The 23,192-nt window shown below is 60.2% G+C and carries 19 protein-coding genes and 1 tRNA gene; 6 read left to right on the forward strand and 14 right to left on the reverse strand.

From position 1 onward, the window contains the following. Window positions 1–257 precede the first annotated feature (257 nt). Window positions 258–331 (reverse strand) — tRNA-Arg (locus HY962_04875). Between the two features lie 555 nt (window positions 332–886). Here HY962_04875 and nuoE point away from each other — a divergent pair. The 4 genes from nuoE to HY962_04895 all read left to right on the forward strand — a co-directional run bounded on the left by nuoE (window position 887) and on the right by HY962_04895 (window position 5,624). After that, window positions 887–1,387 (forward strand): NADH-quinone oxidoreductase subunit NuoE, encoded by a 501-nt coding sequence (gene nuoE / locus HY962_04880; GenBank protein ID MBI5646246.1) that lies wholly within the window; start codon window positions 887–889, stop codon window positions 1,385–1,387. Further along, window positions 1,371–3,368, forward strand: coding sequence for an SLBB domain-containing protein (locus tag HY962_04885; GenBank protein ID MBI5646247.1), 1,998 nt, complete (start codon window positions 1,371–1,373; stop codon window positions 3,366–3,368). The genes nuoE and HY962_04885 overlap by 17 nt, the downstream gene beginning before the upstream one ends. Window positions 3,369–3,381: 13 nt before the next feature. Next, window positions 3,382–5,103, forward strand: a complete 1,722-nt coding sequence (locus HY962_04890; protein MBI5646248.1) for an iron hydrogenase small subunit — start codon at window positions 3,382–3,384, stop codon at window positions 5,101–5,103. Window positions 5,104–5,210: 107 nt separating this feature from the next. Continuing rightward, window positions 5,211–5,624: a response regulator gene (locus tag HY962_04895; protein ID MBI5646249.1), complete on the forward strand. Its 414-nt coding sequence runs from the start codon at window positions 5,211–5,213 to the stop codon at window positions 5,622–5,624. Here HY962_04895 and HY962_04900 read toward each other — a convergent pair. Beyond that, the gene (locus tag HY962_04900; GenBank protein MBI5646250.1) at window positions 5,621–6,853 is read right to left on the reverse strand and encodes a SpoIIE family protein phosphatase; all 1,233 of its coding nucleotides are present in this window, start codon (window positions 6,851–6,853) and stop codon (window positions 5,621–5,623) included. The genes HY962_04895 and HY962_04900 overlap by 4 nt on opposite strands. Before the next feature lie 174 nt (window positions 6,854–7,027). Here HY962_04900 and lysS point away from each other — a divergent pair, with 174 nt between their 5' ends. Together lysS and HY962_04910 are read left to right on the forward strand one after the other, a co-directional pair. Then, complete coding sequence (lysS, locus tag HY962_04905) at window positions 7,028–8,506, forward strand: lysine--tRNA ligase (GenBank protein ID MBI5646251.1); 1,479 nt, start codon at window positions 7,028–7,030, stop codon at window positions 8,504–8,506. A gap of 195 nt (window positions 8,507–8,701) precedes the next feature. Then, entirely contained in the window at window positions 8,702–10,915 is a 2,214-nt protein-coding gene (locus HY962_04910; protein ID MBI5646252.1) for a UvrD-helicase domain-containing protein, read from the forward strand. 24 nt (window positions 10,916–10,939) lie between these two features. On the opposite strand, the gene HY962_04915 is transcribed toward HY962_04910, so the two are convergent. The 12 genes from HY962_04915 to HY962_04970 form a co-directional block, all read right to left on the reverse strand. Beyond that, complete coding sequence (locus HY962_04915; protein ID MBI5646253.1) at window positions 10,940–11,335, reverse strand: rhodanese-like domain-containing protein; 396 nt, start codon at window positions 11,333–11,335, stop codon at window positions 10,940–10,942. A gap of 5 nt (window positions 11,336–11,340) precedes the next feature. Further along, window positions 11,341–11,589, reverse strand: a complete 249-nt coding sequence (locus HY962_04920; protein MBI5646254.1) for a zinc ribbon domain-containing protein — start codon at window positions 11,587–11,589, stop codon at window positions 11,341–11,343. 43 nt (window positions 11,590–11,632) lie between these two features. Continuing rightward, the gene (locus tag HY962_04925) at window positions 11,633–11,881 is read right to left on the reverse strand and encodes a hypothetical protein (GenBank protein MBI5646255.1); all 249 of its coding nucleotides are present in this window, start codon (window positions 11,879–11,881) and stop codon (window positions 11,633–11,635) included. Window positions 11,882–11,988: 107 nt separating this feature from the next. After that, window positions 11,989–12,417 carry a response regulator gene (locus HY962_04930; GenBank protein ID MBI5646256.1) on the reverse strand — a complete coding sequence of 143 codons (429 nt, stop codon included), beginning with the start codon at window positions 12,415–12,417 and terminating at the stop codon, window positions 11,989–11,991. Window positions 12,418–12,532: 115 nt separating this feature from the next. Continuing rightward, window positions 12,533–13,840, reverse strand: a complete 1,308-nt coding sequence (locus HY962_04935) for a type II and III secretion system protein (GenBank protein ID MBI5646257.1) — start codon at window positions 13,838–13,840, stop codon at window positions 12,533–12,535. Then, window positions 13,837–14,760: a hypothetical protein gene (locus HY962_04940; protein MBI5646258.1), complete on the reverse strand. Its 924-nt coding sequence runs from the start codon at window positions 14,758–14,760 to the stop codon at window positions 13,837–13,839. The genes HY962_04935 and HY962_04940 overlap by 4 nt, the downstream gene beginning before the upstream one ends. Window positions 14,761–14,765: 5 nt before the next feature. Continuing rightward, entirely contained in the window at window positions 14,766–16,430 is a 1,665-nt protein-coding gene (locus HY962_04945) for a hypothetical protein (protein ID MBI5646259.1), read from the reverse strand. A gap of 18 nt (window positions 16,431–16,448) precedes the next feature. Further along, window positions 16,449–17,654, reverse strand: a complete 1,206-nt coding sequence (locus tag HY962_04950) for a PilT/PilU family type 4a pilus ATPase (GenBank protein ID MBI5646260.1) — start codon at window positions 17,652–17,654, stop codon at window positions 16,449–16,451. A gap of 404 nt (window positions 17,655–18,058) precedes the next feature. Then, entirely contained in the window at window positions 18,059–19,831 is a 1,773-nt protein-coding gene (locus HY962_04955) for a type II/IV secretion system protein (protein ID MBI5646261.1), read from the reverse strand. 73 nt (window positions 19,832–19,904) lie between these two features. Next, complete coding sequence (locus HY962_04960; protein ID MBI5646262.1) at window positions 19,905–21,374, reverse strand: type II secretion system F family protein; 1,470 nt, start codon at window positions 21,372–21,374, stop codon at window positions 19,905–19,907. A 291-nt stretch (window positions 21,375–21,665) separates the two neighbouring features. Further along, the gene (locus HY962_04965; GenBank protein ID MBI5646263.1) at window positions 21,666–22,052 is read right to left on the reverse strand and encodes a hypothetical protein; all 387 of its coding nucleotides are present in this window, start codon (window positions 22,050–22,052) and stop codon (window positions 21,666–21,668) included. 727 nt (window positions 22,053–22,779) lie between these two features. Beyond that, on the reverse strand, window positions 22,780–23,190 hold the full coding sequence (locus HY962_04970; protein MBI5646264.1) for a hypothetical protein: 411 nt from the start codon (window positions 23,188–23,190) through the stop codon (window positions 22,780–22,782). Between the last annotated feature and the right edge of the window lie 2 nt (window positions 23,191–23,192).

A 23,192-nucleotide genomic window follows, 5' to 3' on the forward strand; every position in this document is an offset into this window, starting at 1 on the left:
ACCAAAACTCATACGCCGCGAACAATAAGATGATTTGGGACATCTTATGGAGTAATTGAACCATTGTCAAGTCCATGCCGCTGGACGAGTATGCGATGCAGAACCGAGCCGCATTCGCATCAAGCGTTCCGATGGGGAGTAGTTCGCGCCCAAGTTCGTTCTTCACCCCAATATGAACCCCGCCACTCATACGCGACAAGGCGTACCACGGAAGCTGTTGTCAACGAAAAAGGCTCACTGCCGTGAGCCTTCTCTTGCGCGCCCTCAGGGACTCGAACCCCGAACCTTCTGATCCGTAGTCAGATGCTCTATCCAATTAAGCTAAGGGCGCAATCGGATGGGAATACAAATATACGGAGGAAATCGGAAAATGCAACTTGGAGTGGGGGTAGGGAGTTGGGAGTTGGGAGTAGGGAGTAGGGAGTAGAGAGTAGGGAGGGGAACGCTGAACGCCGGGCGCTCGCTGTGCCACCTTCCACTTGTCCACTTTGCTACCTTCCACTTGTCCACCGTGCCACCTTCCACTTGTCCACCTTGCTACCTGCCACTTGGACACGTGAAAACGTGTAACGTGGAAAGTTACGGCAGGAATTGATGCAACTGATGCCGGGAATTTGTTTCGGGGACTTGCTTTTTCCGAACCGGTGCTGTAAGTTGGTAATGAAATGAGAATAATTTCACAATACGACGGCGGTACGAATTATCCGGGGATTTGGTCGTTTTACGTAATATTGCCGCATCTCTCATTTCGACAGTGATTTACGGCGATTCCTGCTCTGAGAAGCGGGGAAGAGTGCGCCCGAAACTTCGAATGAAAAATCCGTATTAGAGAAAAAATTCACTAGAATCCGAAACAGTACCTCTTATCACAGCACCTCCCTTAGTAATGGAAAACACAATTCCCGAAACGGATCCTCTGCAGCGCTACCCGCGGAAGGACGCCTCCTGGCTCATCGACATGCTGCAGGACGTGCAGGAAATCCATGGATACCTGCCCGAAGCAGAGATGGAACGAGTCGCCGAGTACATCGGCATCCCTGTCTCGCGTGTGTACGGTGTGGCCACCTTCTATAACCAATTCCGCTTCCAGCCCTTTGGTGAATACGTGATCAAGGTTTGCCGCGGCACCGCCTGCCACGTCAAGGGATCCTTCGATCTTCTGCAGACACTTGAAAACGAGCTGGGCGTCAAGGCCGGCGATACCACGCGCGACCGCCTCTTCACGCTCGAGACCGTCGCGTGTATCGGCGCCTGTTCCATCGCGCCGGTCATAGCGGTGAATGAGCAGTTCCACGGCGGTCTCACCGTCAAATCGCTGCAGAAGCTGCTCCGCACCTACAAGGCGAAAGCGCAGAAAACGGAGGCCGAACATGAACCCGTTTGTTGAGTGTTTCAGCGGGTGCACACACGCACAGGCCGCGCCGTGTCCGCGTTTTGTGGACTGTGTGAACCTCGGAGCCCAATGTGATTCCGCCCGCGGCGACGAGGGCGAACTGCGCCGCACGGAACTGCTCGCACGGCTCCGTCTCGAAGTTCACCAGAAACCCGTCGTCTTTGTCGGCATGGGCACGTGCGGCCTGGCCAATGGCGCGCAGGGTGTGTTCGACGCCTTCGCGGCCGAGTTCGCCGTGCGCGGCATCGATGCCACGCTGCTGCGCACCGGCTGCCTCGGATATTGCTCGCGCGAGGTGCTCGTCGATGTGAAGCTGCCCGGCCTCCCGCGTATCACGTACGCCGATGTCACACCGCGCGATGTGCCTTCCATCATCGAAAGCTCGGTGCTGGGCCGCAGCGTCGTTGTGTCGAAACTGCTGGGCATCGCGGCACCGTGTGATGCCGAGGGCTGGCACGGACTCCCGCTGCTGCACGAACTGCCCTTCTTCGCGAAACAGCAGAAACGGGTGCTGGCCAACTGCGGCATCGTCGATCCCGAGGACATCACGCAGGCAATGGCGCACGGCGCATACCGCGCGCTGTCGCGTGTGCTCAATACCATGACGCCCGAAGCGTTGATACAGGACGTGCTCGAGGGCGGACTTCGAGGACGCGGCGGCGGCGGATTTCCGACAGGAAAAAAATGGGAGTTCGCGCGCGCGCAGCAGTCGGACGTGAAGTATCTGATCTGCAACGCCGATGAGGGGGATCCGGGCGCGTTTATGGACCGCGCCGTGCTCGAATCCGATCCGCATCGCGTGGTCGAGGGCATGATCATCGCCGCGTACGCAATAGGAGCTTCGCGCGGCTATGTGTACTGCCGCGCCGAGTATCCGCTCGCCATCGAGCGGTTGCGCCGCACTATCGCCGACGCGCGCGCGTACGGACTTCTCGGCGAGAACATTCTCGGATCGGGCTTCAGCTTCGATCTGCTCATCAAAAAGGGCGCGGGCGCGTTTGTCTGCGGCGAAGAGACGGCGTTGATGAACTCCATCGAGGGGCGCCGGGGCATGCCGCGTCCGCGCCCCCCTTATCCGTCGGTCTCGGGCCTCTTCGGCAAACCGACCGTGGTGAATAATGTCGAGACCTTCGCCAACGTGCCCGTGCTGCTCGGACTCGGCGCGCCCGCCTACGCGGCGCTCGGCACCACAACTTCGAAGGGCACCAAAATCTTCGCGCTGTCGGGCCGGGTGTTTAATACGGGTCTGGTGGAAGTGCCCATGGGCACCACGCTCCGCGAGGTCGTGTTCGACATCGGCGGCGGCATCCCCGATGGCAAACGCTTCAAGGCCGTGCAGATCGGCGGACCCTCGGGCGGCGCTCTGCCCGAATCGGTGATCGACACACCCGTCGACTACGAGCAGCTCAAGCAAGTCGGCGCCATGATGGGATCGGGCGGACTGGTGGTGATGGACGAAAGCACCTGCATGGTGGATCTGGCGAAATACTTCATGGCATTTATCGAGGAGGAATCCTGCGGCAAGTGTATTCCCTGCCGCGAGGGCACCACACGACTGCTCGAAACACTCACGAGTCTGACTCGCAGCCACCGCGGTGAAAGCGCCGACGACGCCCTGCAGCGTTTCCAGGGCATGGTGTATCTCGAACGCCTCGCGGAGGTGATCACCGACGCGTCGCTGTGCGGTCTCGGACAATCCGCTCCGAATCCGGTCGTCAGCACGCTGCGGTATTTCCGCGACGAGTACGAGGCGCATCTCTACGACCGCGTCTGTCCCGCGGGCGCCTGCCGCGAACTGCTCACCTACCGCATCGATCAGGAACACTGTAACGGTTGCGGACTTTGCGCGATGAAATGTCCCTCGGGAGCGATTCTCGGGGAGAAAAAACACGCGCACTACATCATCGAGGAAAAATGCACGCGCTGCGACCAGTGCCGCGTGAACTGCGCCCACCATGCCATTCTGGCGCATTGACGGAGAAGGAACCATGAACGTCACGATAAACGGCAAACGCTGCGCCGCCCGGCAGGGCGAAACACTTCTCGCTGTCGCGGAACGCGAAGGCATCAAAATCCCCACGCTCTGCGCGTTGAAGGATCTCTCGCCCACAGGCGCATGCCGCGTCTGCGTCGTCGAGGCCGAGGGACAGCGCAATCTCGTGCCCGCCTGCGCCTACCCCGCGTCGGAGGGTCTCGAGGTGCGCACCAATTCGCCGCGTGTGCGCCGCGCAAGGAAGACGATCATCGAGCTGCTCATCGCGAATCATCCGCAGGATTGCCTCGTCTGCGAGCGCAATCAGACCTGCGAACTCCAGCATCTCGCGCGCGAATACGATGTGCGCATGCGACGCTATCACGGCAAACGCCGGCGCGGTAAGATCGACGTGGCCAGTCCCGCCATCGAACGTGATGTCGAGAAGTGTATCCTCTGCGGCCGCTGCGTGCGGGTGTGCCACGAGGTGCAGAACGTCGGCGCGATCGACTTCGCGAACCGCGGTTTCCGCAGCGTGGTTGCGCCCGCGATGGAGCGCAGTCTCAACACGGTGGCCTGTGTTGAATGCGGGCAGTGTGTGCTCGTGTGCCCCGTCGGCGCGCTGGGCGAAAAGAGCAGCGGGAAGCCGGTGTGGGAGGCGATCAACAGTCCCGCGCGCACGGTTGTGGCCCAGGTGGCGCCGGCCGTGAGGGCCGCGCTGGGCGAGGAGTTCGGTCTGCCCGCGGGCACGCTTGTAACAGGGAAAATCGTCGCCGCCCTGCGGCGCCTGGGTGTGGACCGCGTCTTCGACACAAACTTCAGCGCCGATCTCACCATTATGGAAGAGGGACACGAGCTGCTCGAACGTGTGAAGAATGGCGGCACCCTGCCGCTGCTCACGTCGTGCAGCCCGGGCTGGGTCGCCTACATCGAGCACTTCTATCCCGATCTGCTTCCGCATCTGAGCAGTTGCAAATCGCCGCACGAGATGCAGGGCGCGCTTCTCAAAAGCGCGTACGCCGAGCGGATCGGACTCGACCCCTCCTCGGTGTTTGTGCTCTCGATCATGCCCTGCACGGCGAAAAAGTTCGAGGCCCAGCGTCCGGAACTGGGCGCGCAGGGACCCGACGTCGACGCCGTTCTGACCACGCGTGAACTCGCGCGCATGATACGCGCCGCGGGCATCGATTTTGCACGTCTGCCCGACGAACCGTTCGACGATCCCATGGGCGACGCCACCGGCGCCGCGGCGCTGTTCGGCGCCTCGGGCGGTGTGATGGAGGCCGCGGTGCGCACGGTCTATCACGTGTTGACGGGAGGCGAAATGTCGTCGCTCGAATTTTCGCCCATCCGCGGCGCCGACAGCACACGCCGCGCCGAGGTCACCATCGGCGACCGCACTCTGCGTCTCGCGGCTGTGAGCGGACTTCGTGCTGTCGGTCCCATACTCGACGCCATCCGAGCGGGTGAATCGCCCTACGATTTTATCGAGGTGATGGCCTGCCCGGGCGGCTGCGTGAACGGCGGCGGTCAGCCGCGCAGCGCCGATCCGGCGCGCGTGCGCAAGCGCACCGAGAGCATGTACGCGCTGGACCGCGACACACCCGTGCGTTGCTCTCATCACAACCAATCCATTCAACATCTCTACAACACCTTCCTCGAAGCGCCCGGCAGCCACCTCGCGCACAAACTGCTGCATACCGAATACATCGATCGGTCATCAGGAACAAGGAGCTAGGATCTAGGAACTAGTAGCTAGGAACAGTGAAGAATCTGATTTCCCGTTTCCGGTTACCCATTCCCCGTTCCCCGTTCCCCGTTCCCCATTCCCCGATCCGAAAAGTCATGAATAAAAAAATTCTTCTTATCGACGACGACATCGACCTTGTCGAAATCAACCGCGTGGCCCTCGAGGCCGCGGGATTTGAGGTCGCGAGCGCGTACGACAGCGAGAGCGGTCTCGAGGCCTTCGAGCGTTTTCTGCCCGACGTGGTGTTTGTGGATCTCGTGATGGAGCACCCGGATTCGGGCTTCCGGCTCTGCCGTGCTCTCGACAAACACACACACGGCTCATCGGTGTGTATCGTGATGCTGACCTCGGCGGCACACGAGACCGGCTACCGCTTCTCGATCGAAACCTCCGAGGAGCGCAAGTGGATCAAGGCCGATTATTACCTCGAGAAGCCGGTCTCCCCGACCGACCTGGTGCACTTCCTGAAGGAAAAAATACTCAAGCCGCGCGGCGTCCCTTCACACTAGGGCGCGGCGGTTTCCTCGACGGGTGCCGCGAGCGGCCGGATCACCACGAGTGTCACATCGTCGTGCTGCTCGGCTCCGGCGGCATGACGCGTCACGTCGTCGCGTATCGTCGCGATGCAGGTTGCGGCGTCGGCATCACGCGCGGCGAGACCGCGGAGCGTCTCGGCGATGCGCTCGGCGCCGAAGATCTCCCGCGCGGGATTCATCGCCTCGGAGAGGCCGTCGGTGAATAGGAGCAAGAGATCGCCCGGACGGAGGACGACATTCGTGGCAGTGTATTCGGGATTGTCGACGAGGCCGAGCGGGAAATGCGCCCCCTTGTTGTGCATTTCGAGCACTTCGCCGTTGCGGAGCAGGAGCGGCCGGGTCTGCCCCGCGTTGCAGTATTCCACCTCACCGCTCGCGGGTTTGAGCGCGAGCAGGAAAAACGAGACGAAGCGCGTCCTGTCGGCGCGCGAACGCACGGCGGTGTTGAGCGTGGTCATGACACGCGGCACGTCGGTGTCGACCTGCACGGTCGCAACAAATGCGCCGCTCGTGAATACGGCGGTCATGGCCGCGTCCATGCCCTTGCCCGCCACGTCCACCACTGCCACGGCAAAACGACCGTCGCCGAGGTGCGCATAATCGAAGTGGTCTCCGCCGACGTCGCGCGCCGGCGCGCAGAAGCCCGCAATGTCGTAACCGCGGATGCAGGGATCGCCGGTGGGCATGAGACTGAGTTGCATGTGACGCGCGGTGTCGAGTTCGATGCGCAGCCGGTCGCGCTCTCCGCGCTCGCTCGAGAACACCCACACAAGCAGGTTCACGCCCGCGAGCACCAGCGCGCCCACGAGTACCAGCGTTGTGAGTCCGTTGCTCCCCAACTGCAGCCACACGAGGGCCATGCCGAGTCCGATGAGCAGGAAGGCCTGTTTGACGAGCCGCTTGCGATCCTGCGGGATGCCGCGGTAGATCTCCATGCTCCACGAGAGCGAGAACAGCGCCGCGTCCTTGACACTGAGCGTGTCCTGCGATTCTTCGAAGCGCTGCCGGTAGCGTTCGCGCGCGCTCTGCAGGGTTTCTCGCGATCGCCATGCCACGTAGCCGATGATCGCGAGCACGATGAGCTGCCCGACGAGAACGCCGGAATCGCCCTCCACGAGCGCGTCGCGCATGCCTTCGAGCACACTCACCACAACGATGGCGATGAAGATGAAGAGGAAGAGCTGTTTGCGGTTCGAGGTCATGCGCTGTGTGCCGGAACGTGTGGCGGCAAACTACGCCGCGGGCCTGCAAATCCCAACCGCGGTTGTTTTTCCGCGCATGTGGGCGTATGTTTCTTGCTTGCCAAATCGCGATTCCATCCCGAGGAACTATACGTGTCACAGCCCCACGACGAAACAGACGACCTGAACGATCTCATGCTCCGCCGCCGCGAGGAGTATCGCGAGCTTCTCGATCGCGGCATCAATCCGTACCCGTACTCCTTCGACGTCACCGCCACCGCGGCCGCGACCGTCGCATCCTTCGTCGACGACGCGCCGCAGGGGCCCGACATATCTCTTGCCGGTCGCATCATGGCGCTGCGCCGCATGGGCAAGGCCACATTTGCGCACGTGCAGGACCACACCGGGCGCATCCAGGTGTATCTCAAGCGCGACGACGTGGGGGACGATGCGTACGAGATCATGAAACTGCTTGATATCGGCGATATTATCGGGGTCACAGGTTTTGTTTTTCGCACGCGTACCGGAGAAGTTTCAATCCACGTCAAAAAGCTGGAACTGCTCGCGAAATCGCTGCGTCCGCTGCCCGTTCCCAAGGAAAAGACCGACGAGCAGGGGAATCGTGTGGTGTACGACCAGTTTACGGACAAGGAACTCCGCTATCGCAAGCGGGCCCTGGATCTGGTCCTGAATCCGAGCGTGCGCGAAACCTTCGTGAAACGTTCGAAGCTCGTGACCGCGCTGCGCGGTTACCTCGACACGCGCGGGTATCTCGAGGTCGAGACGCCCGTGCTGCAGCCCCTGTACGGCGGCGCGGCGGCGCGGCCCTTTGTGACGCATCACAACGCGCTCGACATGACGCTGTATCTGCGCATTGCCGACGAGTTGTACCTCAAGCGGCTCATCGTCGGCGGCTTCGACGGCGTGTACGAGATCAGCAAGGATTTCCGGAACGAAGGCATGGACCGCAGCCACAATCCCGAGTTCACCATGCTCGAGCTGTACGTCGCGTACAAGGACTACGCGTGGATGATGGGCCTCGTCGAGGAGATGCTGCACACGGTGAACCAGGCTGTCAACGGCACACCCGTCGTGTCTGTCGGCGGCGCCGATATCGACTTCACTCCGCCGTACCGGCGCCTCCCCATGTTCGAGGCCATTCGCGAATACACGGGCGAGTCGCTCGCCGGACTCGACGAGCAGGGACTTCGCGCGGCCGCCGCGCGCCTCGGCGTGGAACTCGAAGACAGCGACGGACCGGGACGCATCATCGACGAAATCTTTTCGGCCCGCGTCGAACATCACCTCGTGCAGCCAACGTTCATCACCGACTATCCGCTGGAGTTGTCGCCGCTCGCCAAGAGGCATCGCGCGCAGGACGGACTCGTCGAACGCTTCGAACTGTACATCAACGGTCAGGAAATCGCCAACTCCTTCTCGGAATTGAACGATCCGATCGACCAAAAGGAACGATTCCTCGAGCAGGCAGGACTTCGCGCACGCGGTGATGAAGAGGCCATGTCGTTTGATGAGGACTTCATCGAGACTCTGGAATACGGCATGCCGCCTACGGCCGGACTCGGCATCGGTGTCGACCGCCTTACTATTCTACTCACCGGAGCCGAATCGATCCGTGACGTCATCCTCTTCCCGACCATGCGCCCGGAACGCTAAACGGGGTACGGCCAACGGCCAACGGGAAACGGCCAACGGGAAACGGGCAACGGGAAAAGGGGAATGGCAGCACGATGGATGGAAGAACAGCGCTTTCCGTATCAGAACATCGCCAGCCCTCCCCAGTCATTCCTCGTATTCTCATCCCCATTTCCCGGTTCCTCACTCCTAGCTCCTAGCTCCTAACTCCTACACATGATCTGGAACGACCTGAATACCGTGCAGCGCGACGCAGTCCGCACCCTCGACGGCCCTGTGATGATAATCGCGGGCGCGGGAAGCGGCAAGACCCGCGTGCTGGCATACAGGATCGCGTACCTGCTTCAATGCGGCGTTCCCGCGCACAACATCCTTGCGCTGACCTTCACGAACAAAGCCGCGCGCGAGATGCGCGAGCGTGTGGAGCTGCTCATTCCCGGAGAAGATGCAAAGCGGATTTGGATGGGGACGTTCCATTCGACGTTTGCACGGCTGCTGCGTCGTGACGCGGAGAAAATCGGGTATCACAAGAGTTTTTCGATCTACGACACCGACGATGCGCAGGCGCTGGTGAAGTCGGTGATGTCGGACCGCGGCATCAATACGCAGCAATTGTCGGCTTCCGCAGTCCGGCATGCAATCAGCGCGGCGAAGAACAAGATGATGGGACCCGCCGACCTCGATGCCGACGCGCGCGACGTGTTCGGCAGGAAGGTGGCCGAAGTGTTCCGCGACTACGAAGCGCGGCTGCGTTCCGCCAATGCCATGGATTTCGACGACCTGATCCTCCAGCCGATTCGGCTCTTCGATGGACATGCCGACGTGCTCGGGCAGTATCAGAAGCTGTTCCGCTTCATCCTCGTCGACGAGTATCAGGACACGAATCAGGCGCAGTACCAGATCGTGCGACGCATTGCCTCGGAACACCGCAACATATGCGTCGTGGGCGACGATGCGCAGAGCATCTACGCGTTCCGGGGTGCCGACATCCGGAACATACTGGAGTTCGAGCGCGACTTCGCCGGGGCCGCGGTGTTCCGCCTCGAGCAGAATTACCGCTCGACGGGCAACATCCTGCGCGGAGCCGACGCGCTGATCCGCAAAAATCCGCGGCAGCTTCCGAAAACGCTGTGGACCGAGAATCCCGAGGGTGATCCGATCTCCATCGTGGAAGTTGCCGACGAAACCGAGGAGGCGCGGCGCGTCGTTGCCGCGATTCAGGAGGAGGGGCGTAAGCGAAAGCTGCAGCTCAAGGATTTTGCGCTGCTGTACCGGACCAACGCGCAGTCGCGCGCGCTCGAGGACGCTTTGCGCCGCAACGGCATCCCGTACACCATTATCGGTGGTGTGGCGTTTTACCGGCGCAAGGAGGTGAAGGATATTCTCGCCTATCTGCGCGTGCTTGTTAATCCGAGCGACGACGAGGCGGTGGCGCGCGTGATCAATTACCCCCTGCGCGGCATAGGCGCGAGCAGCATCGCGAAGCTGCGCGAGTACGCGGCCGAGCAGGGCGGGGCGCTGTTCGAAGTGGTGCTCAACGCGGCCACCGTGCCCGGGCTCGGTTCGGCAGCGGTGCGGCGCATCGGTGAATTTGCAGCGCTCATCCAGAAATACGCGGGTCTGCGCAGCAAAATTTCGGCCGGGGAATTGGCCGCCTCGCTGGTCGACGAACTCGGGATAGTGGGGGAATTCAAACAGGAAGGAACACCCGAATCGCGCGCGCGTCTCGAGAATGTGCAGGAACTCCTGTCTGCGATCACCGATTTCCAGACGGCCGACGGCGAATCCACACTCGAACAGTTCCTCGCCGAGGCATCACTCGTCGCGGATGTCGACGCGCTCGACGGCGAACGTAATGCCGTCACGCTTATGACGCTGCACGCCGCGAAGGGCCTCGAGTTTCCGGTCGTGTTCCTCACGGGAATGGAGGACGGGCTGTTCCCCTCCGCCCAGTCCATCGACCGCGACGAAGTCGATGAGGAGAGGCGCCTCTGTTATGTGGGCATGACGCGCGCCATGCAGAAGCTGTATATGCTGCACGCCCGCACGCGCATCCGCTGGGGCGAGCGGGCGCCACAGATCCCGTCGCGCTTTCTCGGGGAGGTGGATCCGAAATCTGTCGCACGCGAAACGCGCCGCGCCCGGCCCGCGCAGACGGAATTTTTCCCGTCACACACGGCGAGGCCGGCGGCCCCGAAAAAACGGACAACTACATCCGAATATAGCCAGGCCGGGGGCGAATCGTATTCCCAGACCGACGAGTCATTCGTGATCGGAACGATCGTGCTGCACGCGACCTTCGGCCGCGGACGCATCATGGACCTTCAGGGCTCGGGCGACATGGCGCGGGCTCTTGTGCACTTCGAGTCCGTCGGCCGCAAGACCCTCGTCCTGAAATTCGCCGGCCTGACCCGCGCCGAGACGTACTGATCCGCGCCGCGCGCGGGGCGGAATTTACCGGTTGGCGTTCTGGAACGACGAGCGCCACGAGATCATTCCGCCCGTGACGTTGAGGGCCTGAAATCCCTTTTCACGGAGGAAGCTTGCCGCCTTGCCCGAGCGATTTCCGCTGCGGCAAATAATGTGAATCTCGCGATTTTTATGTGCGGATAGTTCCGACAGCCGCGACGGAAGGTCTGCGAGCGGGATGTGTTGTACACCGTCGAGCTTGCCGAGCGGTCCCGACAATTCGTCCGCGTTGCGCACGTCCACCACCACGGTGGTCGGATCTTTTGCGAGCTTCTCGCGCAGCGTCTGCACGCTTACGGCGGTTTTGTCGCCCTCCGCGGAGCAGGAGGCGAGGAAGAGGAACGGGGTCAGGAGCGCGGTTAAAATTCTGCGGGCGATCATATGCATTATCCCAGCCCGCACATGCCGCTGGCGCAGGGCGAGGCCGACGGGATGCCGCAGGTGCCTGATGCGCAGCCGTAATCCGACGAGGAATACTGCGCGCCGCTCACGGATGCGGAGAAGGTGGAGAACTTCTTTGTGTAATTGCGCGATGTGCAGGCGGGGCACACGATCATGTCGGATTTTTCGCTGCCCTTGAAAAGGATGTCGTACTTCTCGCCACAGTCGGCGCAGATATATTCGAACATCGGCATAATCTGTCTCTCTGGGATTGTGAAAAAGGCGATGGAAAAAGGATTAACGGGTCTTCATCTCGTCCGGATCCGGGGTGTGCTCCTTTGCGGGGGCCGCCTGGGTCGCGATTTTTTTTCCGGGAAGGAGGAAGGTTGCGCCGATCAGCGTGCCGTACAGCGTGCTGTTGATCCACGAACTCGTGATCGGGCAGGAGCCGGTCGAGCATCCGATGAAATGCCAGTACAAATAGCCGCCCGCTGCTCCGAGAAGCACGGGAATGGCCTTTTTGCTTATGAGTGTGACGATCTGCATGTCATGTTCCTTGTGGCCGGCGTGGTGAGTTCCGTCGGTGTCCGTATATGATGCAGTCCACCGGGTGGAGGATTCCGGCGGTGGACGGTTCAGCACGGCTGATCGTGTCAGACGGTGGTCTGGCCGCCGTTTTCGAGCGGATCCCCGAGCCAGCGGCGCACGGTGGTGATCACCTCTTCCACGTCGAGCGGTTTGCTGATGATGTCGACGGCACCGCGTGAAATAAGATCCACCGCGCTCTTGATGTCGGCATAGGCCGTCATCATGATGGCCTTCGCGCCGGGATCCTTCATCAGCCGCTCGAGTACGTCGAAGCCGGTGATTTTGGGCATGCGGATGTCGAGCAGGGCGAGGTCGAATCGCGCGGTGTCGAGAATTTCGAGCGCCATCGTGCCGCCGTAGGCCACCGTGACGTCAAAACCCGCCGCGCGCAAATGCCTCGCAAGAGCGTCACATACGACACGCTCGTCGTCCACCACGAGTATGCGGTGTCCCCCGGCCGGCGCCTGCGTGTTCGTGGTCTGTATCTCATTCATGCGCGGAAAATACGCTGTGGATGAGGGTTTTCAAACCCGGCGCAGAATGAGACGCGGCCGGCGTGCCATGAAGGGGCTCGCCGGCCGCGGATCGGGACGGAAATAGTCGCTGTGCTTATTTGCGGTTCGCCCGCGCGGTCTCGATCTGGCGCAGCAGATTCTTGCGCATTTCGTCGATCCGTTCGGCCTCGAGCTGCAGCACCCGCTGATTACCCTGCTGGATTTCGGCGACTTTTCTCGACAAGCGGTCTTCGAGCGAAGGTACAAGGCGCGCCTTCAGGATGATGATGAGTTCCTTCTTGTTCAGCTTCTCCTCGTCGTAGCCGAAGAGGTAGCGCAGACCAAGCACCCACCAGGGCAGGTCCTTCAGAATCGGGATGCCGCGGCGCACCGCCTGCACGTCGTTCGTGTACAGGCCGCCGACCACGGTCTCCTCGCCGTCGATGAGAATCACCGAGGTATTCGCGAGGGTCTTGTTGACGATGGTCGACACGGGATCGGGTATGACGCTGCTGCGTTCCGCCGAAATCTTCAGATGGACGAATTCCAGCGAGTCCTGCTTCATGATCACGGGTGTCACGTTGATGATGGTACCCGCGCTATAGAACTTCTCCGTCGTGTTCCCCGACATGTCGCGCTGCTTCACCGAGAAGTCCTGTCCCACATGGATGCGTCCTTCCTCGCCCGAACGCACGGTGATCGACGGACTCGAAATCAGATCGCCGAGATTTTCGGATTCCATCGCCTTGATCCATGCGTGCAGCGATGTTTTGCCGCCGTTTGCGGTGTAGGTGAGCTCGTTCATCATGCCGAACTGAATGTCCTGCGTCTGCTCGCCGCTGCCGGATCCGCTTCCCGAACTGCTCGATGCGCCGACGTCGAGATTCACGACACCGGATTTTGTGATGAGCGACGGCGCGACGTTCAGGAAATCCCAGTTCACGCCGAGCTGTTCCATCTCCGAACGGTTCGCCTCGAAAAACACCGCGGAGATCTCCACTTCACGCGTCGAGATGGCCTGCTTCGCCGAAAGGTTGAGACTGTCGGCCTTGCCCGACAATGAATAAATACGCACGTAGTCGGGGTTCTCCACGTACCAGAAGTTGTTCACGCGGAGCACGAGGTCGAAGGCGTCACGCCAGTACATGCCCGGGATGTTGATGCCGATCGTGCGCGAATCGACCGTCTTCGAACCGGGTGCGGAAGTGGCCAGGGCCTCCTCGTACACGAGCGGCTTCGAGGCGAAGCGTTTGAAGGCGTTCGAGAAGATCTGCATCGCTTTTGCGAAGGGCGTGTCGCCCGTCATCGCCAGCGTTTCCTCGGGGGGTGTATAGTCCCGCGGGACGGGTTTGTCCTGGGCATGCAGCGCGGTGACGCCGAGCAGCACCACGATCAGGCATGCGCGTAACAGGTGAGCGTTCATGACTTCGGCCTTTTTACTTGCTTGGGAAGTTCAACATTGGTCTGGAATCGGAGTGTCAGCATGTAGCGTTCGACGATGCCGCCCTTGTTGAGCAGGAACAACACCTGCCTGCGCTCGGGCATGATCTTGCTGACGTAGCCGAGATACACCTCGTCGCCTTCGGTGAGCATGACCAACTGATTGTGCTGATCGCTGATGAAGGCGCGTCCCTTCATGACGGCCAGCAGCGTCGAATTCTCGACATCGGGCAGGTCGTACACGTTGGGCGGAATCTCGGGATTGACGAGCGAAAGGAAGGGATTGTAAGTGATCGGCTGGAACACGACATCGCGCAGCGCGGGCGCCTTCGCGCTGTCGGCAAAGGCCGTCTGCGCGGTGTAATAGGCGAGCACGTCGGCGTCGAATTGTACCGTATGATCGATGGTGCCGCGGTCCTTGTCCACGCTGTGCACCTCACGGATGTCGACGTTGATCAGCTTCATCAGCTTCGGCCCGTGTTCGATGTACTGAATCATGCGCGCCAGACTGAAGAAGGGGCCCTGTCCGGAGATGTGGTAGCGCACGTATCCGCAGCCGTCCTGTTCAACCTTCTCCTGCGTCAGGACGTTCAGATCGAGTTCCGGACTCATGCCGAGAATCTCGTTCAGGTACACGTTGGTGTTGCTCGCTACTTCGCTCGCGGGAACCAGTTTCGGGCGCAAGGTCCAGGCGCCTGTCAGTTGCTGCACGCGGAGCTGTACCTGCGCGAGCCGGTTGTACAGGTCGCTGACGTCGCCCAGTTCCTTTTGGATTTTTTCACGCTCGGCGCTGATCTGTTCGATCTTGTCTTCCTGATAGAGGAAGATGTAGCCGCTGCCCGCTCCGGAGAACAGCACGAGGAGCACGGCGAGAATGATGGAGTTACGTACGGCGTATGGCATCGGTCTTACCCTTTCTTATTCTTTGATTTGCCTTTGCCTTTGGACTTGCCCGCCTTCTTGGTCTCTTTTTCCTTGGTGGCCGTGAAACGCGAGGAGACGTCGCCCAGCGTCGTCCGAATCGTGTCGTGCCACGCTGTGGCGGGCGACCCGCTGCTGGGGTAGAGGTCCGGAACCATCAGCGCCACATCGTAGCGGTACACCTTCTTGTCGCCGATCTGCTGCACGGATATTTCGCGGAGGTTCGTGGTGCCGATCGAACTCGAGAACGAGGGGATGCTCGGACGTGTGACGGAGAATCCGACCACCGATATGTTGCCGTCGGCGTCGGGTTTCATCTCGTTGATCCAGATGTTGCGCAGGCCGCCCGCGGCGCGCGCGAGTGTGTCGAGCGCGTCGGAGTATTTCTCGGAGTTCATGAGCAGCGTGTCGAGCGTGTTGGTCGCCGCGACCAGCGACGACGAGCGCTCTTCGAGCTCGTTGATCTGCGCGACGATGGCGCGCTGCTCGTTGATCTGCTTCCGCTCGTAGTTGAGCTGCGCCTGCTCGGTGCGGATGCGCTCCTGTTTCTGCAGACTCATGATCGTCAGGCCCGTTGCCGCGACAAAGAGCAGCACCAGCAGCAGCAGACCGTGCCACGCGAGCTTGGCCTTCTTCTGTTCCTCGCGGATGCGCGACGGAATCAGGTTGATTTTGTAGAAGTGCGGATTCTTCGGCTGCAACTGCTGCCATGCCACCGAAATGGGGACGGCGTAACGCGGCAGTTCACGCGCGAGTGCCTCGTTGGGTCCGTGACTCACACGCAGACGCGCGAGGGAGTGGAACACCAGCCCGGGATCGTTCTCGAGCATCTCCTCCTTCAGTCCGATCTCCTCGGCGTATCCCGAGAGCACCACCGCGTCGGCCTTCGAGTAGCCCGCGTTTTCGGCGGCGAGTTCGAGGCGGTTGTTGAGCATCGTCACATAGTCGCGGTCGTTCGCGCCCTGCTGTATCGGCGGTGCGATGTAGACGAGATCGTATCCGCGCATGATGAAGAGCTTGGTCTCGTCCTTCGCGACGTGTACGATGTGGACGATCGAATCGTCGCGGAAACGGAAGTGTACACGCACGAGATTGACGATCGCGATGTCGGCGCTGGTCACGAAGTTGATGCGCGTGCTCCGGCGCGAGGCGCCATGCGGCAGGGCGAACACTTCGAGGAGCGGGGAGTTCTCGATGCGGGCCGACGCCACGATACCCGTCTTGCCGATGCGCTCGTACGAGATCTGATCCTTGCCCAGCTCGAGGTTGAGCGAGTGTTGCACCTCGGAGAGCAGGTGGCTGATCACCTTTTTGGGCGAATCTTTCGGATCACTCGTCGTGAGAAACGTACGGATGTTGTGATCGCCGAGACTGACGGCCACGGTCGCGCCGGGAATGTAATGACCCGAGAGGAAATCCTTCACGGCGGTGTAGTCCATCTCGTCGCCGTCGCCCATGTCGGCGCGGTCGAAGGGATTGGCTCCGCCGTCATCCTTCTCGTGTGTCACATGCTGCTGCACGGGTATCGGCATCGACGCGACGTCGAGCACGTGCAGGTTCTTCCCTTCGCGGCCGACGGCAGCGAGGCGCAGCAGATCGCCCTCGATGGAGAGGCCGATGCAAACGTCGTCCGATTTGTGTGATGGCTTCATATGCGTCGCTTCCGCGTGTTATTTCATGCCCAGCAATTGCTGCATGCGTTTTTTGTTGTTGGCGTGGTTCAACGCCTCTTCGATGCTGATCTTCCCGAGCCCGACGATGCGTTTGAGGTCCTGCTCCATCGTGTGCATTCCAAGGGCCTGGCCCTCGTTGATCATCTGGTAGATTTCGCCGGTGTTCCCGTTCTTGATTGCGGAGCGCACGGAGGGGGTCACGACAAGCACTTCCGTGGCGAGGGCGCGCTTTCCGTCGATGGTCGGCACGAGCTTCTGCGACACGACGCAGCGGAGCACGTCGGCAAGACGGTTGCGCACGCGGTCCTGCTCGATGGGCGGCACTTCGCCGACAACACGGTCGATGCTCTCCGTCGCCGACGAGGTGTGCAGGGTTGAAAACACTTTGTGACCGGAATCTGTGATTTCGAGCGCCGACATGATCGTCTCAGGATCACGCATTTCACCGATCACCACGATGTCCGGATCCTGGCGCAGCGCCTGCACGGTGCCGTCCTTGAACGACATCACGTCGCGGCCCACTTCGCGGTGGCGGACGACGGAACGCTTCGGCGTGTGCACGTATTCGATCGGCGCGCCGATGATGATGATGTGGGACGGCACGCTCGAATTGTTCGCGTCGATGATCGCGTCCAGCGTGGTGCTCTTTCCGGATCCGGTGATGCCGGTGATCAGAATCAGTCCTTCCTTCGTGTGCTGCAGATTCACGATCCGCGTCACGTTGATGTGGAAGTTGTAACTCTCGTAGGGGCGGATCTTCGCGTTGATCGCGCGCATGTTCATGGCGGGCGAGTCGAGATCGAAGTACGCGGTTCCGCGGTAACGGTGCAGCTCCTCGCCCACCCGCGCCTGATACGAAAAATCCAGGTTGCGGTTGTTGATGAGTGTCAGCCGCTGCTTCGGCGTCACCACGGCCTGGATCAGCACGTCGCAGAGCGGCGAAGGAAGCGACGGCAGATCCTCCATCGGCTTCTTGTCGCCGTGAACACGCATCCAGATCTTTCCGTTTGTGCCGAGACTGCCGAGGTCGATGTCGGATGCCTCGATCTCGCGCATGCGCAGGAGAATACCCTCGTAGAACATGCGCAGGAGCTGTATCGCGCGGTCGTCCTGCGTCTCCAGTTTTTTCGCGAGCCATTCCTGCTTTTCGACACCGAACAGGTGATGCGGCAAATCCTTCGAGATGTACTGCATCACGGCCATCGCGTTTTGCACCAGACTCTGCGGCAATGCTGCGTGTCCGTTTCCGTTGACATTCGACGTGGCGGCGACGGCGGGGGCGGCTGTTTCAGGGGAATGCATGTATCTGGTAGCGGTATTAGTGGTTACACCTGTGTGTGCGGGGCCTTGTGAGACTCTTTGGTCCTCAACATCCTCCAACAATTAGGCCAATCTGAAATCCGGTTTTATGTCCAAACGAAACAAAGGTTTAAGGTGAGGAGCTGTGTAAGTGGAGGGGTGTTGGTGAAAAATTTGCAATTTTGTATGTCTTGTTTACAAAGGCATTCGGGGACGGATACGCGAAAAGGCGGACCGGTACATCCGGCCCGCCTGGAATGTCTGTGTTTGACGTGTGTTGTGTGGAGGATATAGCCGGTCCGGGGGGATCAGCTTTCCTCCTCCATCGTGGCGGCCACAACTTCGGCGATACATGTCACACCTTCCTTCACGCGTTCACGCGCGGATCCGCGCAGGGTGAGCATGCCCTCGCTGACGGCGATGGAGCGGACCAGATCCTCGTTGATTTCTTCGCCGGACTCGAAGATTGCCCGTCGCACGGCGGACGAGAAGTAGAGCGATTCGTGGATCGCGGCGCGGCCGCGGTACCCGCCCATGCAGCTCGGGCAGCCGACAGGTTCGTAGAATGTCGTCGTTTCGATTTCCTCCTCCGTGAAGCCCGCGCTCAGCGCTTCGGCCACATCGAGTTTGTCGGCGGGACGTTTGCACTTCGGACAGAGCCGGCGCACAAGGCGCTGCGCCACGATCAGGTTGATCGCGTACGCGATGAGGAAGGGCTCGATGCCCATTTTAAAGAGTCGGGTCACCGCGCTGGGCGCGTCGTTGGTGTGCAGCGTCGAGAAGGTGAGATGGCCCGTATTCGCGAGCTTGATCGCGATGTCGGCCGTCATCTTGTCGCGCATTTCACCCACCATCACGATGTCGGGATCATGGCGCAGAATCGCGCGGATGGCCTGTTCGAAGTTGGTGCGTGGTCCGATCTTGATCTGCCGCGCGCCGGCGATCACGTACTCGACGGGATCCTCGACCGTGAGCACGTTCACCTGCGGGCTGATCACCGCGTACAGAGCCGCGACAAGTGTCGTGCTCTTTCCGCTTCCGGTCGGACCAGTCAGAATCACCATGCCCTGCGGTTTGCGGATGGCCTTGTTGAACCACTCGTAGGCCTTCTCCTGGAAACCGATCTTGCGTATGTCGGTGATGACCTTGCGGCTGTCGAGAACGCGGATGACGACGCTCTCGTATTTCATCGTGTATTCGCTTCCTACGATCGGCAGCACCGACACGCGGAATCGGATGATGGTGTTGTCGATCTGTCGCTGTATGTACCCGTCCTGAGCCGCGTCGCGCTCGAAGCGGTCGACGCCGCGGCTGCGGTCCTTCACCACCGCGAGCACCGCCTCGGGCCGGCTGCCGTCGATGCGGTTCCATACCCGGAGTTTGCCGTCGACACGAAAATGGAATTCGGTGCTGGACAGCCCTGAAGGGAATATGTGAATATCGCTCGCGCCCTGCCGGACGGCTTCCACGAGGCAGCCCTCGAAGAAGTTGACCAGCATGCTCTTGTTGATTTCCTGATCGAGAGCCGCTTCGTCGATGCCCGATTCGAAATCGGTGTCCTGAATCTCGGCCTCGATGTCCTTGAGACTCTCGAGGAAGACGTTCTCGCTGCGCAGCAGCCCTTCGATGTGCGGCTGCAGGGCGGTCGAACGCACGAAGTACACTTCGTATTTCCGCGCGCGGAAATAGTACGCGATACGCGGAAGGTGCTTGTGCGTCGGATCGGCCGCGATGATGATGAGTTTGTCGGACGCCTGCTCGTCGTATTTCCAGGGCAGCGCCTTCGCTTCGACGAGGTACTGCTTCTGCTGCGGCGTGAGTGTGTCGAGGAGCTGCTTGATGAAGGTCTGGCGGCGCTCGTCCATCGAGCCGTCGTCGAGGCGCAGTTCCTTGAAGGCGTAGACCTTGGCGACTTCGCTGAATACCGCGTCGTGGTCCACCTTGAACTCCGACACGAGTATCTGCGCAAGACTGCGCTGCCCGCTGCCCGCCTCGCGCTCCTTGATGGCGATGGCGCGGCTGATCACGTCGGAATCGATCACGCCCTTGTGCAGGAGCGCAAATCCGACTTTGTCGATCAGCTTGGGGGAACTTGTCGAGGTGAAATCCATCGCCTGCCTTTCGCTCAATCCTCAGGTGTCGTCGTCGTGCGCGTCAGTTCGACGTCGTCGTGTTTTCCGCGGCGCGGCTGCGGCGCGCACGGATGCGCGCCTTCAGTGCGTCGACGGCCCCGCGCACGCCGGCCGTGGCCGGGAGCATCAGCATGAGCATGTCGATGGCGCCCATGCCGCCGGGGGTCTTCGGCTTGATGATCGATACTTCCGACGACACGACGGTGATGGCAGTCATGACGATCATGATGATGAGCGCCACCCAGAGCTGCATAAAATCCACTACCGATTTGAGCCGGTACGTGGTTTCGCGCTCGTAAAAGTTGGCGAGCTGCAGGGCGGTTTCACGAACCATACCCGTCTCGGAGCCCGCGTGGTATCGCGAGAGGGCGGTTTTGGTGAATACACCCGAGGCCTCGAGCGATTCGTGAAGACCCTTGCCGTGTTTGAGCATCATCGGTATGGTGGTGCTCTTGATCTGATGTTCGAAGTATGTGTTGCCCGTGGCTTCGGCCGCGGTTTTGATGACGTCGATGTTTTCGCCGGATCCGCTGTAGAGCGAGTAGAACACGCGCGAGAAGACCTCGATGCAGGTCTTGTGTATCAGCGATCCCAGCACGGGTATCTGCATCTTTGTCTTGTCCAGCCATTGTCGGCCCTTGGGATTGAGGTACACGGCGACACAGCCGGCCACGGAGCCGATCAGGAAAAGTATGAACCACACGATGTTCGCCACGAGCCAGTCGCTCATCTTCAGGGTCTGTTCCGTCATCGGCGGAAGTTCGATGCCGTACTTGAGGAACATGCGCGCCGTTTCGGGGAAAATGTACGCGACGTAGAAAATGACAGCGAGGATGAGCAGGACGAGGGTGATCATCGGCATCATCATCGCGCTTTTCATGCTCTTCTTGAATTCCATGTTGCGCTCGAGGAACTTCGCCGTCGAGTCGTACATCTCGGCCATCGCGCCGCTCTTCGAGGCGAGTCCGAGCATCTTCGACGTGAACTTTCCGAAAACGCCTTCATACTTCGCGAAGACACGCTCGGTTTCCTTGCCCTGGCGTAGATCGTTGTTTATGTCGCGCAGCGCCTCGCGAAGCACACGGTTGTCGATGTCATTCGACAGCAGCGCCAGCACTTCGTTGAACGGGAGTTTTTCCCGCAGCAGTTCGGCGCTCAGACGCACAAAGGTGATCAGATCCGTTGTGGGCGGCTTGCCGGAGGCCTCGCGCAACCGCTTGCGCACATAGTGCACCTTGAAACCCATGCCGGTCAGACCGGTGATGACCTCCTCTTTCGAGAACGCCTTCTGCTCGCCCGTGATCGGCTTGTCGGTCCCTTTCTGGACCTTGTACAGGAAGGTCGCGCGCTTCTCGAGCTTGCTTACCTTGAACGGGCGTCCCTTCGAAAGTTCCTGGATCTTCTTCCGGGCTTCCCCTGCATTCGAAGCGGAGATGTTACCCTGCACCGTCTTGCCTGACGGAACCGCACCTGTAAATCTGAATTCGGGCATTTGCGTGTTTCTGTGCTGTGTGGTGATACTCTGGACACTCTCTTCATCCAAACATCGCGCCAAGAGACAAGGCCGTGCATGTAAGATGCTGTTTTATATCAATATAGAGCGGTTAGCGCGGTGGGGATACGCGAGGTTCTTGAAAAGATTTCATGTTCCTGCCCGCGTTTTTTCGCAGTTTGTTCAGAACTGTATTCCTCCCAGGGGGAACAAAAAAAAGCCGCCGTCCTGGAAGGGACGGCGGCTTTACGGATTCTTGTATGCTGCTGCCTGCGGGGCAGAGCGGATTTTTTACCAGCCTGCGAAGACGGGATCGTCGATGTCGCCGGGGTTCACTGTCACTGTCACGGTCGCGCCGGAGACGGTGGCGGAGGTGCCGACGATGTCCGCGGTCTGGTCGGCCGGGGTCACGGTGTAGGTGCCGTTGATGTTGACACCGGAAGCGTCCATGCCGAGATCTTCGAGTGTGCAACCGTCGAAGCTGTTGCCGCCGCCGCCGAGAAGAGCCGGCTTACGATAGAAGCCCTGTGCGGCCGCTGCGAGGCGCAGACAGTCCTGAGTCACTGCATCCTTGTTTGCGTTGTCCGCGTTTGTTCCGAAGATGTTGATACCAACGACCACCGCGATGCCGACGATGATGACGCCGAGGACGATGAGAAGCAACTGCTGGGTACCCATAAAAACCTCCTAAAGAAGAGTGATGGTGATGAGGATTGAGTGTGAGTGTGTGTCGCGAAAATTCTCTGTTTCCTGATGCCGAAGTACTGCGTACAAACTTAAAGCGCTATTCTTTCAACGGTCTGAATCTTGTATTACACGTTTGTTAATCTGCGGGTGTTCTGTGTGGCGTGTTTCTGTGTGTCGATGTTACGTGTACAAATTTACAGGGTCTATCTTGCAGCGATCTGAATCTTGTATTACACGTTTGTTAATCTGCGGGTGTTCTGTGTGGCGTGTTTCTGTGTGTCGATGTTACGTGTACAAATTTACAGGGTCTATCTGTCAGCGATCTGAATCCTGTATTACACGTCTGTTATTCTGCACGGGCCTCTTTTCAGGCGCATTATCCGTACGTCGATCGTAGAGGTAGCAAGGTACGTGCTCTGTCTGGCGGGGAGCTGAAGCCCGCATTACGAGCGTGTTATCCGATTTATGCTCCCGTATATGTATGTATGATGTGTCACAAAGACACGAACGCGAACCTTCCGGGGCTGCATGTCGACGCGGCGCGTTCTGCGCGCCGTGTGTACACAACGCCCGCAGCGGACCGCTTCCGCGAAGCGCCGGGGCGATGCTTCATGTGTGGTGGCCGGTATATACAAGAAGCGGGGCTTCAGTCTGAAGCCCCGCCGCAGTGGGAAAACATGAATTGTGCTGAACCCTGTGTACCGGGGCCGTGGAATGCTCAGTCGCCCCAGCCGGTCATGACGGGATCCTCGATGTCGCCGACATACACGGTGATCTCGACCGTCGCACCGGGATTGGTGTTCGAGTATCCGGTGATCACACAGTAATCGCCAGCCGAACCGTCGACGGAGAAGGTGCCGTTGTCGTTTTCGCCGATGCCGGAACCGTTGTCTGGCATGCCGCAGTCGAAGATATCGATGTTTTCAAAACTGTTGCCGCCGCCGCCGAACATGCCCGGCTTGCGGTAGTATCCCTGTGCCGCCGCGGCGAGTTTCATGCAGTCCTGGGTGATGGCATCACGATTTGCGGACTCCATTCCGCGGATGAAACTCGGGATGGTGCCAACGATGATGGCAATGCCGACAATGATAAAACCAAGGACGATATATAGGATCTGTTGTGTACCCATGT

Source organism: Ignavibacteriota bacterium, from assembly GCA_016218045.1.
In the GTDB taxonomy this organism is placed as follows: Bacteria; Bacteroidota; Ignavibacteria; order SZUA-365; family SZUA-365; genus JACRFB01.